10 protein-coding genes and 1 tRNA gene are annotated in these 14,702 nt (G+C 32.4%); 8 read left to right on the top strand and 3 right to left on the bottom strand.

From position 1 onward, the window contains the following. Positions 1–87 precede the first annotated feature (87 nt). Both GQR95_RS00950 and GQR95_RS00945 read right to left on the bottom strand, forming a co-directional pair. Positions 88–1,281: a DegT/DnrJ/EryC1/StrS aminotransferase family protein gene (locus GQR95_RS00950; protein WP_159021386.1), complete on the bottom strand. Its 1,194-nt coding sequence runs from the start codon at positions 1,279–1,281 to the stop codon at positions 88–90. A gap of 83 nt (positions 1,282–1,364) precedes the next feature. Beyond that, positions 1,365–1,994, bottom strand: a complete 630-nt coding sequence (locus GQR95_RS00945) for an NAD(P)H-dependent oxidoreductase (RefSeq protein ID WP_159021385.1) — start codon at positions 1,992–1,994, stop codon at positions 1,365–1,367. A gap of 250 nt (positions 1,995–2,244) precedes the next feature. Between GQR95_RS00945 and GQR95_RS00940 the strand changes: the two genes are divergently transcribed. The 8 genes from GQR95_RS00940 (at position 2,245) to GQR95_RS00905 (ending at position 13,192) form a co-directional block, all read left to right on the top strand. After that, a tRNA-Ser gene (locus GQR95_RS00940) sits at positions 2,245–2,329 on the top strand. A 425-nt stretch (positions 2,330–2,754) separates the two neighbouring features. After that, positions 2,755–3,318 carry an RNA polymerase sigma-70 factor gene (locus tag GQR95_RS00935; RefSeq protein WP_159021384.1) on the top strand — a complete coding sequence of 188 codons (564 nt, stop codon included), beginning with the start codon at positions 2,755–2,757 and terminating at the stop codon, positions 3,316–3,318. 203 nt (positions 3,319–3,521) lie between these two features. Continuing rightward, a complete protein-coding gene (locus GQR95_RS00930; RefSeq protein ID WP_159021383.1) occupies positions 3,522–4,673 on the top strand; it encodes a FecR family protein in 1,152 nt (383 codons plus the stop codon). A 140-nt stretch (positions 4,674–4,813) separates the two neighbouring features. Beyond that, positions 4,814–8,068, top strand: coding sequence for a TonB-dependent receptor (locus tag GQR95_RS00925; RefSeq protein WP_159021382.1), 3,255 nt, complete (start codon positions 4,814–4,816; stop codon positions 8,066–8,068). Positions 8,069–8,080: 12 nt separating this feature from the next. Beyond that, on the top strand, positions 8,081–9,493 hold the full coding sequence (locus GQR95_RS00920; RefSeq protein WP_159021381.1) for a RagB/SusD family nutrient uptake outer membrane protein: 1,413 nt from the start codon (positions 8,081–8,083) through the stop codon (positions 9,491–9,493). Continuing rightward, complete coding sequence (locus tag GQR95_RS00915) at positions 9,494–10,522, top strand: dipeptide epimerase (RefSeq protein WP_159021380.1); 1,029 nt, start codon at positions 9,494–9,496, stop codon at positions 10,520–10,522. It begins immediately after the preceding gene. A gap of 4 nt (positions 10,523–10,526) precedes the next feature. Further along, positions 10,527–11,888 carry a serine hydrolase gene (locus tag GQR95_RS00910; RefSeq protein WP_159021379.1) on the top strand — a complete coding sequence of 454 codons (1,362 nt, stop codon included), beginning with the start codon at positions 10,527–10,529 and terminating at the stop codon, positions 11,886–11,888. A gap of 44 nt (positions 11,889–11,932) precedes the next feature. Next, a complete protein-coding gene (locus GQR95_RS00905) occupies positions 11,933–13,192 on the top strand; it encodes a DUF819 domain-containing protein (protein ID WP_199269628.1) in 1,260 nt (419 codons plus the stop codon). 102 nt (positions 13,193–13,294) lie between these two features. Here the strand turns inward: GQR95_RS00905 and GQR95_RS00900 are convergent, their stop codons facing one another. Next, entirely contained in the window at positions 13,295–14,701 is a 1,407-nt protein-coding gene (locus GQR95_RS00900; RefSeq protein WP_159021378.1) for an efflux transporter outer membrane subunit, read from the bottom strand. Between the last annotated feature and the right edge of the window lies 1 nt (position 14,702).

Here is a 14,702-nt window from a genome sequence, read left to right as displayed (position 1 = left end):
CAAAAAAATTAAGAATAAAATATAAAAAGAAACCCACACTATACTTGTAGTGTGGGTTTGTTATTTTAAAAAAAAAGTTTGAATTTTTTATAAAACACTTTTAATGGCTTCTACCATTTTTGAAGCTCTGAGTTTTACTTCTTCATCTGTCCAAGATAGTTTAATTAAGCAAGAGATGTTTCTTGCTATAAAATAATCCGATTTTTCAAATGTTTTAGAGCTTAACGAGCTTAATACTTCTTTTGTATTTGCTGGCATAGGAAATAATGTTTTAGCATGCTTTAAATGCTCCCATTTTCTAACATAATGCCAATTGTTATTGTAGTAGTGAAAACAACCATCTATTCCTGCTTCTTTTAAAGCGGTCATAGCAGCAGTAGTCGTTTCTAAATCTGTTAAAAAGAAATTTAAGAACGAATAGTTTTCTACACCTTCTTCAGGAATCGTTCTAAACGTAAGTTCAGGTATTGCACTTAAAGCTTCTTTTAAAACGGTGTAATGTTTTTTCTGAATGGCTATAAAATCATTTAAACGTTTAACCTGAGCCAAACCAACAGCAGCATGAAGCTCTGATATTCTGAAATTATATCCTAAAAATGGATGTGTTTCTGCACCACGATCAGAACCTTCATGATCGTGACCATGATCGCTGTAATGATCTGCCCATGTTGCATAATCGTCATTATTTGTAATTATTGCACCACCTTCTCCAGTTGTAATTGTTTTAACAAAATCGAAAGAAAAGCAACCAACATCTCCGTAGCTTCCTAAAGGTTTACCTTCGTAAGTTCCTCCAATAGCCTGACAAGCATCTTCAATTAATTTCAGGTTATGAGTCTTACAAATTTCTTTAAGTTCCTTTAAATGCGCCATACCACCGCACATATGTACAGGCATGATCGCTTTTGTTTTTGGAGTAATTGCATTTTTAACAGCAGTAATGTCTAATGTTAATGTACTATCTATATCTACAAGTACAGGAACGGCTCCTAACATTAAAACGGCTTCAAAACTTGCTACAAATGTAAAGGTTGGTAAAATAACTTCGTCTCCAGCACCTACACCAGCAATAGCTAATGCTACAGAAACTGCAGCTGTACCACTAGATACCAATTGCGCATGCTTTACTTGCATTTGCGTTTGTAATTCTGTTTCTAATTCTTTGGCTTTCCAATGTCCGTTTCTCATGGCATCAAAGCCATAACGCATTAAAATTCCACTATCAAGTACATCGTGTACTTCTTTTTGTTCTGCACTTCCAAAAAGTTCAAATCCAGGCATGAGGTCTATTTAAAATTGATTTCAAATTTACGATTAAAGCAAGTAATAAAAAAGTTGAGCAAAAGATTCTTAATCTTTAAAACTTACATATGAATGATGCTGTCTGAAATAGGTTTTCTTACCTTTTTCAAATCAGAAAAAATATCATCTTCTGCACGATACCCAATAGGAAGTACTAAAACAGATTTTAACCCTTTGTCTTCAAGGTGTAATAATTTATCGTATTCTGTGGGGATAAAACCTTCCATAGGGCAGGAGTCAATTTCTTCTATTGCGCAAACAGTAAGTAAGTTTCCTAGTGCCAAATAAGCTTGTTTTTTAGCCCAAGCTTCAATCTCTAATTGTTCTTTAGTTTCAAAATCGTTTATTAAAAATGATTTAAAGGGTGTTAACACTGCATCAGGTGTGTTGCGCAATGCTTTTACTCTTGAGAAATAATTTTCAATAAATATTTTATTAATAGTCGTTTCTATACAAATAACCAGAACGTGAGACGCTTGTCTTATTTGTTCCTGATTCATAGAAGCCGGCACAAGTTGATCTTGTAATGTTTTATTTTTTATAACAACTAATTTTATAGGCTGTAAACCATAAGAGGTTGCTGTTAAATTAAAAGATTCTAAAAGAATATTGATTTTTTGGTCGTCGATAATTTTAGTGTTATCGAATTTTTTCGTTGCATACCGCCATTGCAACTGTTTAATAATATCCATACATTGATTTAATAGATGTCAAAAATAGGATTTGAAACCGACTTTCTTTCATATAAGTATGAATTATTATCCGGAATCCGAATAAAAGTGAATTGAATGTATTAAAATATGATTTTACAACTATTTGAAATTTAATTTATTAGAGTAGTGTTTGTAAAATATTTTGATTTTTATTCTTTTTTGTTTGAATAAACCGAAAAAGCGTCTTATATTTGCACCCGCATTCAGGGAATATCTGATAAGGCACTCAGGAGAATTGGCAGAGTGGTCGAATGCGGCAGTCTTGAAAACTGTTGAGGGTTACACCTCCGGGGGTTCGAATCCCTCATTCTCCGCAACAACCCCGTAACAGTAATGTTATGGGGTTTTGTATTTTATATATCTTACTTAATACAATATTTACACTTCTTAAAAATGTAACTATTTTGGCATATTTTTACTTTTAAAAAAAAATATTATTTATCCTTTTTAACATGAGCAACGTCAGTAAAATCAAGCATAAGTACTCTTGATTTTACTATGAATGCCGTAGTTGTAGCGCTTACCATGATAAGAAAACGACTTTTCTTTCGTTTGAATTAATATAAAAACACGAATTTGTTTATTAATTTCATAAAAATGTAACCTTATTGTATCTTTCTCTATGAGTATGACTCATTCTATTCGCTAATTAAATATATATTAGTGTAAAATTAACGTTTAGTTAAACTTCAAAATCGGGTTTATAATAATTTTTTCTAAACTATACTTAATATAATTTATGTTCAATTCCGATATAGAGATTTTACAAGGTTTAAAAGGCGACGATAAAAGAGCCTTAACCATGTTGTATAATACGTATTGGAAAGTGCTTTTTATTTCGTCTTATAACCTTTTAAAAGATAAAGAAGTTTGCGAAGAAATTATTCAGGACGTATTTATAGATTTATGGAATAAGCGAAAAGATCTAGAAATAAAGGTTTCGCTGCAAAGTTATCTTTACGCTTGTGTTAGATATAAGGTGTTTGCCGAATTTAGGTCTAATAAAATAATGCGAGTAGAACTCTTCGAAGAACTGGATAAGCGTATGCAATATGCCACACCGGAAACAAAAATTATGCATAAAGAACTTAAACAACATATTAAATTTGTTGTTGAAAGTTTACCTGAAAAATGCCAAAGAGTTTATAAGCTAAGCCGAAACGAACAACTAAGCCATAAAGAAATTGCCAAGCAATTAAATATTTCTATTAAAACCGTAGAAAACCATATCACTAATGCACTTCGTGTTTTAAGAGCTTCTCTAGGACAGGTTTTATTTATCCTACTTTTCTTCAATTATTAATGTCCTAATCTTACTTTTTTTTAATTTTTTACTCTGAATTTTTAATATGTTTTACCTGTAATTTGTGTGTATAATGTAGTGTTTTGCTGTGTTTTGGTTAATTATTTTTAATAAAATTATAAAATAATTGAATTTTGTTTAGGGGGTATTCCGTTTTTTAGACACTTACCTTATATAACACAAAAGTTTCTCGCATACATTTTATGGAATACCAGCAAAATACAAATCAAGATTTTCAAGACTTAATAGAAAAATACCTCGATGGTAAAATTAAAATCGAGGAAGTAAAAAAGCTTGTGAATTATTATGAAAGTTTTCAAGAAAATCATGATTGGGTTGAAGAACTTGGTGCAGAACATGCTATAAAAAATAAAGTTCTTATTAATATTCTAGAATCGATTCAATCTGAAGAATCTACAAAACCTATTCCTTTTTATAAAAAAGCGGTATTTAAATATGCTGTGGCAGCATCTGTCTTATTACTTGTTTCTCTTGGTTTTCTGTTTAAACAAAATGAGAGTACAGAAGTGCCTATTCGTGTTGTAGATACTCCAATTATTATAGGGTCTGATAAGGCCACATTAACTTTAGAAGATGGGACAAATGTTGTTTTAGATAAGGAAGGCACGTATCAATCTAAAAAACTAACGAGTGACGGCAAGTCGTTGATTTATAATAAATCTGATAAACAAAACATAGGATTAGAGTATAATTATTTAACCATCCCTAGAGGAGGTCAGTTTTTTGTAACACTATCAGACGGTACAAAAGTGTGGTTAAATTCAGAATCTAAATTAAAATATCCGGTGAATTTTATTGCTGGACAATCTAGAGAAATAGAATTGGTGTATGGCGAAGCGTATTTAGAAGTTTCTAAAAGTTATAAGCACAATGGCGATGCATTTATTTTAAAAACTAACGAACAAAACATCAAAGTATTAGGTACAATCTTTAATGTTAAAGCGTATAAAGATGAAACAGATATTCTAACCACTTTGGTTGAAGGTAGCGTTTCTGTTAGTAATGGAATTAGTAAAAACATCTTAAAACCAGGACAACAATCAAAATTATCTCAAACTAAAAACGATTTTAAAATTTACAATGTAGATGTAGATGAGCATATTTCTTGGCGTAATGGCGAATTTAGTTTTACTAATAAATCTTTAGAAGATATTATGAAAGTGCTTTCTAGATGGTACGATGTAGATATTGAAATTGAAAACACACACATGAAAACCGTTGGGTTTACAGGTGTAATTAGTAAGCGTCAGTCTATAGAATATATATTAGATATTATAAAAAACACGAACAATATGACCTACAAAATAGAAGGTAATAAAATAGTTATAGAATAAAAAAAATAGGGATAAAACGTAACATCTCACAGCCAGTTATATCCCCTATGTAATTGATTAATTAACCAATATGTAAATTTATGAAAAAAAACATTACTAATCCGCTTCTCTTTGCGAAGAGGAGGTTTTTAACGCTCATCATGAAAACATTTATTTTTCTTTTTTCGATGTCTGTTTTTAGTTTATCTCCTAAAAATGGATTTTCACAAAATACTAAAATTGAAATAGCAGACAATCAATTGCTTTCAGTAGATGAGGTGTTTAAAATGATTAAGAACCAGACAGATTACACCTTTATTTATAGAGCAGATTTGTTTGAAAACTATCCAAAAGTCAGTTTAAAAAAAGGAAGTATTAAAGCCGGAGATTTATTAGAGAAAACATTGTCTAATGGCAATTTTATCTACGAATTTTCACAAGAAAAAACTATTGTAATTAAGGACAAGGTCATTGTAAGTAACGTCCAGAAATTACTAATTAAAGGTAGTGTTGTAGACAAAACAGGGATGCCTTTGCCTGGAGCTTCTGTTATTGAAAAAGGTACAAGCAATGGTGTGACCACAGATTTTGATGGAGATTTCAAAATTAACGTCAGTAAAGAAAACACCATATTAGTGGTTAGTTTTTTAGGGTATTTGCCACAAGAAGTTACAGTAACTTCTACTAGTGATCTTAAAATAGTTTTAAAAGAAAATGCTGAAAATTTAGATGAAGTTCTTGTTGTAGCTTATGGCGAGCAAAGTAAAAGTTCATTCACAGGTTCGGCTGTAGGTGTAGACCTTGCAAAGGTTGAAGAAATGCCAACATCTTCTTTTCAAGAGACTTTACAAGGTAATGTATCGGGAGTGCAAATGTCGTCTGCTAGTGGGCAACCCGGATATTCGCAAGATATTTTAATTAGAGGTGTAGGATCTATAAATGCAGATTCTAATCCGTTATACGTGGTAGATGGAATTCCTATTGTTTCTGGAGATATCTCTACAATAGCAACGAGTTCTAATACCATTGCAGGAATTAATTCTAAAGATATTGAAACTATTACAGTATTAAAAGATGCATCTGCAACATCTATTTACGGATCTAGAGGTGCAAATGGTGTAATTTTAATCACAACTAAAAAAGGAAAATCAGGGAAAACTAAATTCGATTTTAGTACACAATATGGTGTAAGCGAAATGATTTTTTCTGATAGAAACAAATTATTGAATACCGCAGAAAGTATTGAGTTATTAATAGAAAGTCGTGTAAATAATGGTGAGAGTTTTGAAGATGCAGAAGATTACATTTATGATAATGTAGACGAAACTGTAGACACAGACTGGAAAGATGTGATTACAAGAACGGGACAGTATAAACAATACGGATTTAGTGCTAGTGGTGGAAATGAAAATACGGTATTTTATTCTTCAGTAGGAATTTACGATCAAGAGTCGGTTATTATTGGTGTAGATTATAAAAAGTTGAATGCAAAACTGAATGTGAATCATAAAGCCAACGATAAATTATCTATGAATTTTGGTGTCTCTGCGAGCAATCAAGTACTACATACAATTAGTGAAGCCGGAAGTGCATATAATCCAGTTAGAGCCATGTACAGAGAAGTGCCTTGGCAACCGGTTTATAATGATGATGGATCTTATAATACAGATATTTTACTAACCTACAACCCTGTGGGATTAGTCGAAGAAAACGAAAGAGAATCTAAGTTATATGGTATTTTAGGGAATGTTGGTGTGAATTATGACTTTACAGAGAATCTGTCTTTTGAAACGAAAGCAAATATTGATTTCAATTTAGCTGATGAATTTCAGTACGATAATCCTTATTTTGGAGCCGGTAGAAATGATGGTGGTCGTGGTCAATCTTCAAACAATATTGTTTTAAACTGGAATGTAACAAACTTATTGAAGTATAAATTAGACTTAAATGAAGATAATAGCTTTAACTTCTTATTAGGTCAGGAAGCACAAAAAATAACAAGTAATTCTGTGTATGCTTATGCTAGCAATTATGGCGCAGAAGGATTAACCACACTTGATAATGCTTCGGTATATCAAGATGCATCTAGTACAGAAACAGCATCTTCATTATCGTCTTTGTTCTTTAATGTAAGTTATGCGTTTAAGGATAAATACTATTTAAATGTAACAGCAAGACGCGATGGATCTTCAAGATTTGGGGCTGATGTTAGATATGCAAATTTTGGTTCTGTAGGAGCTGGTTGGAATATTGATCAAGAAGCGTTTATGGAAGATGTTTCATTCATTAATAAATTAAGATTAAGATCTAGTTATGGTATAAATGGAAATCAAGAAATTGGCAATTTTGCTTCAAGAGGATTGTATAGTACGGGAGACGATTATAATGGTGAACCAGGATATTCTTACAGTCAGCAATCTAATCCGTCTTTAACATGGGAAAAGAATAAACCTTTTAATGTTGGTTTAGACTTTGGGATCTTTAACAGTTTGTCTGGTACAGTAGAATATTACACCAGAAAAACATCTAATTTATTGTTTGAAGTGCCAATATCTTCAACTAATGGTCTTACTAGCTACCTAGATAATGTAGGTGAAATGAAAAATAGTGGTGTAGAGGTGTCTTTATCTGCTAGAATATTCGATAATCCTAATGGATTTTCATGGAAATCAGATTTTAATATTACAACAAATACCAATGAAATCACGAAACTAACTAATGACGAATCTATAGTTGGTGATAATTATATTCGTGAAGTAGGTAGCGATTTCTATACCTTTTATATGCCTGGTTATGCCGGAGTAGATAGTGCAAATGGTAACGCATTGTGGTATACAGATGGTACTGAAACAGCAACAACAAGTGAATATAGCGAAGCAGAATCTTATGAGCAAGGAAGTGCTTTACCTAACTTTTATGCAGGATTTACAAATACCTTTAGCTATAAAAACTTTAGTTTATCTGTTATGGTATTCTTAAACGAAGGAAATAAAGTATACGATACTTGGGGAAGATATGTATCCACTGATGGAAGTGCCGAATTAAATGATCGTGGTAATATGACACGTAAAATTTACGAGAACAGATGGCAACAACCAGGAGATGTTACCGATGTGCCAAAAGTAGTTTGGGGAAATACACAATCGGGTTTATCTAATCAACATTCAACACGCTTTTTATACGATGGGACATATCTTAGATTAAGAGATATTACACTAGCATATCAATTCCCGAGTGAATTGGTTGAAAAATTGAACGTCAGTAACATTAGATTCTATGTTAAAGGAACTAATACGTTAACATGGGTAAAAGACAAAGGATTAGAAATAGATCCAGAAGTTGGTATTGATGGTACAGCAGACTTAAGAATCCCAATTTCTAGACAATTCTTAATGGGATTAGATTTTTCATTTTAAAAACAAAAACACATGATCGTAAAATTTAAATATATATTAATTCTTGCTACAGCGCTATTCACCGTGTCTTGTAGTGAATCTTTTTTAGATATAGATCCGGAACAAAGTATTGCAGCAGAAAATGCTATTGTAGATCTATCTAGTTTACAAACCTCTATATATGGTGTATATAGTAAATTACAGAGTACTGATTATTATGGAAGAACCATGTATGTGGTTCCGGAATTAATGGCAGACAACCTGTATCTGAGTTCAAGAAATACTGGACGTTATTTAGAATTCGAAAACTTTGTAGTCTCAGAAAGAAATACAGAGGTAGAAGGTTTATGGGATGCAAGTTACGAAGTTATTGTAAATGCAAACCGTGCTATAGATGGCGGAGAAAAAATAGAAACGTCTAATGCTTTAGAACAAAGTGCTATTAATCAATTGGTAGGAGAAGCTTATGCTATTAGAGCATTAACGTATTTTGACTTAGTAAGAATGTTTGCGCAACCGTATAATTATACTGCAGATGCTAGCCATTTGGCTGTTCCTGTAATTACGGAAGTCAATATCGATGTTACTTCTCCATCACGAAATACAGTGAACGAAGTGTACACACAAGTTAAAGCCGATTTACTTTCAGCTTTAGATTTATTAGAAGATGATAAAGGTGAAGGTACGTTTTCTAAAGGTGCAGTAAACGGATTAATGGCTAGAGTTGCTTTATATGAAGAAGATAATGTAAATGCTATTAAATATAGTTCTGAAGTTATCGATACTGGTGGATATACTTTAATTTCTAATACAGATTATACAACACTTTGGAGTTCAGATTTTAATTCTGAAACGCTTTTTGAAATTGTAAATACAGTTTCAGATAACGAAGGAAGTAACAGTCTTGGTCACTTTTTTAGTGTAGATGGTTATGCAGATGCTTTAGTGACTACAGATTTATATAATCTTTACGGAGATCAGGATGTTAGGGCAGAGGCAGTGCTTTCTGGAGCAAAACCAAGTGCAGAAACAGACGCACTTTTTGTAAATAAATTTCCTAATGGAACTACTGGAGACGATAATATTAAGATCTTACGCTTAGCAGAACAGTATTTAATAAGAGCAGAGGCTTATCTTAAAGAAGGGCAAACAACTTTAGCTCAGGATGATTTAAATGTTATTGTAAAAAGAGCGAATCCAGATGCTTTAGACATTACAGAAACAGGAACGAATTTATTAAATCGTATTCTTGTAGAACGAAGAAAAGAATTGGCTTTCGAGGGACACAGACTATTTGATTTAAATAGAAATAAAATGGATGTTACAATTATTCAATCAGATAAAGAGTTGGTAGTTAGTTATCCAAACGATAAATTTATACTTCCAATTCCATTATCAGAAATTAATTCAAATCCAAATATTGAACCACAAAACCCTGGATATTAAATGATTTCAATTGAAGTTAAACCGTACTTATTACTTAAAAAGCACGTGTTTAGAATAGCAGGAGGAGCTCGCACGAGCACTCCTGTTGTATTAGTCAGATTAAAATATAACAATTTTGAAGGTTATGGGGAGGCATCTATGCCTCCTCTTTATGGTGAAACTATAGCGTCGGCAGAAGGGTTTATTAAAACATTAGATTTTAGTAATATTTCTTATCCGTTTGATTTAGAACATATTTCGGTGTATTTAGATCGTCATGCAAAAGGAAATACTGCGGCTAAAGCGGCTATAGATATGGCATTGCATGATCTTATTGGTAAAATAGAACAGCTGCCTTTATATCAGTATTTTAATTTGCCAAAAGCAGAATTAAAGACCAGTAAAACAATAGGTATAGATAGTGCTAAAGTTATTGAAGAACGGGTAGCTGAGGCTGATGAATTTCAGTTTCTAAAAATTAAACTTGGGGGCGATAATGATGCCGAAATTATAAAAGCCGTAAGAAATGTAACCGATAAACCTTTGTTTGTAGATGCCAATCAGGGCTGGAAAAATAAAGAAGAAGCACTTGATAAAATAGAATGGCTAAAGGAAGAAAACATAGTGTTTATCGAGCAACCTATGCCCAAAAAAGCCTTTTCGGATATGGAATGGTTGGTCTCTAGAAGTCCGTTGCCATTAATTGGAGATGAAGGGATACAACGGTTAGACGATGTAAAAACGGCGAGTCAATTTTATCATGGTATTAATATCAAATTAATGAAATCTACTGGATTACATGAAGCTTTTAAAATGGCTAAAATGGCAAAATCATTAGACTTAAAAATAATGTTGGGATGTATGTCCGAAACCTCGTGTGCAATAGGTGCTGCAGTACATTTGGGAGCGATGGCAGATTGGATCGATTTAGATGGTAATTTAGGAGTAACTAACGACCCTTATCAAGGACATGAAGTGAAAAACGGAATTATTCACCTTAATGATAACAGCGGAATTGGATTAATTAATCCCGATTGGGACAAGATTTAAATTTATGTGTAAACTACGTCAGATTGCTTTTTTTTTATGCTTAACACTTATATTCAGTAATTGTAAAGAACAACAAGAGCCGATTGATAAAATTAATGATACGGTACAAAACGATACTTTAGATCAGTATTTTACAAAATTATATGAAGCCAAAATGTTTAACGGTGCAGTAGCTGTAAAACGAAAGGGCAAATTAATTTTTAAAAAAGGATATGGAACTGCAAACTTAGAAGAGCAGTCCCTTTTTTTACCAAATACGTCTTTAGAAATAGCTTCGGTTTCTAAACAATTTACTGCAGCAGCAATCTTGTTATTACAGCAAGACCACAAATTAAAAGTTACAGATTTTGCATATAAATATTTAGGTGATGATTTTCCGTATAAAAGCATCACAATTTCTCAACTGTTATCTCACACTTCAGGATTAGCAGATTATTCTACTTATTTTAAGGCACATTGGGATCCGTCAAAAATTGCGTATAATAAAGATATTCTTCAGTATTATAAAACAAGTAAACCAGAGCTTTTAAGTATTCCAGGAGAAAAATATAAATATTCAAATACAGGTTACATCTTTTTAGCAGAAATAGTAAATGCAACAAGCGGAATGACTTTAGCAGATTATTTATCTGAAAAAGTATTTACTCCAATGCACATGGAAGAGACCTTCTTTATTGGGCGAGACAGTATTTGGGATAAAGACAATTATGCACCAGGTTATATGTTTAATATCGTGAACTGTGAGTATGTAATTCCTGAAACACTACCAAATAAAGGCTATTACCGTTTTTTAAGCGGACGTTTAGGATCTGGAAGATTATCGTCTAGTGTAGACGATTTAATAAAATGGGATCAGTTTTTATATAGTGATTCTATTTTTAACGCAGATTCAAAGGCATTGGCTTTTACACCGCATCCGCCAACAAAAGCAGATTCAGATTATGGTTACGGTTGGCATATTAAAAATGATAGTTTACATGGCAAAACGGTGTTCCATACAGGAAGTTGGGCAGGAAATTTAACGTATATCAGCAGATCTTTAGACACAAAAGACCTCGTAATTATTGTAAACAACACTCATAATAGTGGGTATTTAAAAGAAATAAGAGCCAGCATTAATGGCTTTTTAAATAATGAACCGTTGCAATTACCTCAAGTAAAAGCTAGTGAATTATTTAAATTAAGTTCTTGTGATATGGAAGTCGAGACTCTAGATCAATGGTACAAGGATCATAAGGATATAGATTGGGATTTAAAAAACTTACTAAAACTTCAGAATGATTATTTAAAAGTTGGGGAAACAGACAGAAGCGACATGTTAAATGTACTTATTAGAATTGTTCAAGCAGATAAAAACCTATTGTAAACATTTTATTCTCTTCATTTTAATTAAAAATTTTAAAATCAATTATGATAGAAAAACCTACTGCCTTAATAACTAATGATGCTGTTGTATTGGGAATACTAATCACTGTGCTTGGCGTTATTTTTATAACATCTTCAAGCCAAAAACCTTTCTTTAAAAAATTCTACGGTATTGTTCCTTCAGTGTTATTGTGCTATTTTATTCCTGCGCTGTTTAATACATTCAATATTATATCTGGAGAAACTTCAAATTTGTATGCTATAGCTTCACGGTATTTATTGCCTTCTAGTTTAGTGTTATTAACGTTGAGTATTAATTTTGTAGCATTAAAAAAATTAGGAAGTAAAGCCCTAATTATGTTTTTAGCAGGAACATTGGGAATTATTATTGGTGGGCCAATAGCGTTATATACAGTAGGGAGTTTGTTTCCGGAAATCGTATCAACCAATGGTGACGAAATTTGGAAAGGCTTGGCAACCATTGCAGGAAGTTGGATTGGAGGCGGAGCAAATCAAACAGCGATGCTAGAAGTTTTTGGAGCAAGTAAAACGATGTTTGCACAAATGATAGCGGTAGATGTGCTAGTTGCTAATTTATGGATGGGCTTTTTATTATATGGTGCTCAGAAATCGGATAAAATAGATAAATGGCTTAAAGCTGATAATACACAAATTAGAGCTTTAGAAAGTAAATTAGAAGAAGAACAATCTGGAAAAAGAGAATCGCTAACTGCTAATCATTTAATGATTATTTTAATGGTTGCTTTTGGTGTTACTGGTATCGGACATTTTTTTGCAGATATTTTAGCGCCGTTTTTTAAAGCAAATTATCCCGAATTAGAGAAATATTCTTTTACTAATACGTTCTTTTGGTTGGTTATCATTACCACAACAATAGGTGTTGCATTATCTTTTACTAAAGTGAGAAAAATAGAACGTTATGGCGCTTCTAAAGTAGGTGTTGTCTTTTTGTACATCTTAGTGGCAACGATTGGTACGCATATGAATTTAACGGCTATTTTTGACAATCCGTTATTATTCTTAGTTGGAATAATCTGGATTACAGTACATATTCTTGTTATGATTATTGTGGCAAAAATTATAAAAGCACCGTTCTTTTATGTTGCTGTTGGTAGTCAGGCAAATATTGGAGGCGCAGCATCTGCACCTATTGTCGCTGCTGCATTTAGTCCGTTTTTAGCTCCTGTGGGTGTGCTTTTAGCTGTTCTGGGATATGCTGTTGGTACTTATGGGTCTTATGTCTGTGGATTATTGTTGTATGAGATATTTATGATTATTAGTTAGTTTATAAATTTAACCGTATCAGGATAAAAATAAAGCCTCGTAACAATATAGTTACGAGGCTTTGGTTTTAGTTTTGAGGGTATAACTAATACAAGTTATGTTTTAATTTTGCCAACCACCACCTAGTGCGTGGTATAGTTGTACAACTGATTGTAATTCTTGTAATTTATCACTAACACCATCTAATTGTGCAGATAATAAACTGTTTTTGGTTGTAAGTACATCTGTATAATTGGTAGACGATGAATATTCTAAAAGTGCTTGAGTGAAATCTACAGATTTTTCTAATGCCGAAATTTGATGCATTCTAGATTCTTGTTTTTCTTTAGATTTTTTATAAAGAAATAAAGCATTAGAAATTTCACTTCCAGCCGTTAACCAAGCAAGCTTATAATTGTAAAAAGCCTGTTGTTGTACTGATTTATTAATTTTTAATAGGGCTTTATTTTTACCTTTAGAAAAAATAGGTTGTGTTAAACCGCCTATTAAATTATAAAAGATAGAATTATCAAAGAAATCGGTTAGGCTTAATGAAGAAACTCCGGCGTTGGCAGTAATGGTTAATGATGGATAAAAATAAGTTTTAGCCACATTAACATCTTCAAAAGCACCTCTAAAAGTCATTTCTGCCTCCTGGATGTCTGGTCTGTTTCTTAATAGAGTGGTAGGAATTCCTATTTTTAAATCGGAATATACTGTTTGGTTTTCTAAAGACGTTCTTTCTACATGTCCAGGAGCTCGTCCTAATAGTATAGAGAGCGCATTTTCTTGTTCTAGAATATTCGTTTCAATATCAGGAATAGATGTTTCTATTTCATATCTACTTGCTTCACTTTGTACAACAGCAGCACCATCTACAACCGCAGATTCCTTAAGATACTTCATGGTTTCTTGATCGCCTATACGGTTTTCAAGTGTTTCTTTTGTAATCTTTAATTGTGCGTCTAGAGCCAATAGGTTGTAATATCCTACAGCAATATCCGATATTAATTGCGTTTGTACAGCTCTAGTTGCAGCTTGTGTTTTTAGGAATGAAGCCAATACAGAGCGTTTATTACTACGTAATTTTCCCCATACATCAAGTTCCCAGCTACTAGTAAATTGCCCTAAATACGATGTGGTATTTAAATTTATACCAGTTACACCTCCTAAATTTAAGGATGCTTGAGAGGTTTTAGATCGTGTTATTTGAGCAGAACCTTCCAAGCTAGGTAAAAAAGCTAGTTTTGCTTGAACTAAACTTGATTGTGCCTGATTTATATTTTCTAAAGCAGATTTTAAATTAAGATTGTTTTGTAACCCTTCTTCTATTAATGCTTGTAATGTACTGTCAGATATTATTTCTTTCCAAGGTAAGGTTGCAATAGATGTCGAATCTTGAACTAAAGTATCTCTGTAGTGTTCTGCAAATTCATCATCTGGTGTTTCATACTTCTTGGTTACAACGCCACAAGAATTCATGATTAAAACAATGACAGTAATTGGAATGATATAAGATTTAAATTTCATG

Origin of the sequence: Formosa sp. L2A11 (genome assembly GCF_009796865.1) — a bacterium.
Lineage (GTDB): Bacteria > Bacteroidota > Bacteroidia > Flavobacteriales > Flavobacteriaceae > Formosa.
Note: the sequence above shows the minus strand (reverse complement) of the source record. Positions and strands in the feature narration are given on the sequence as shown.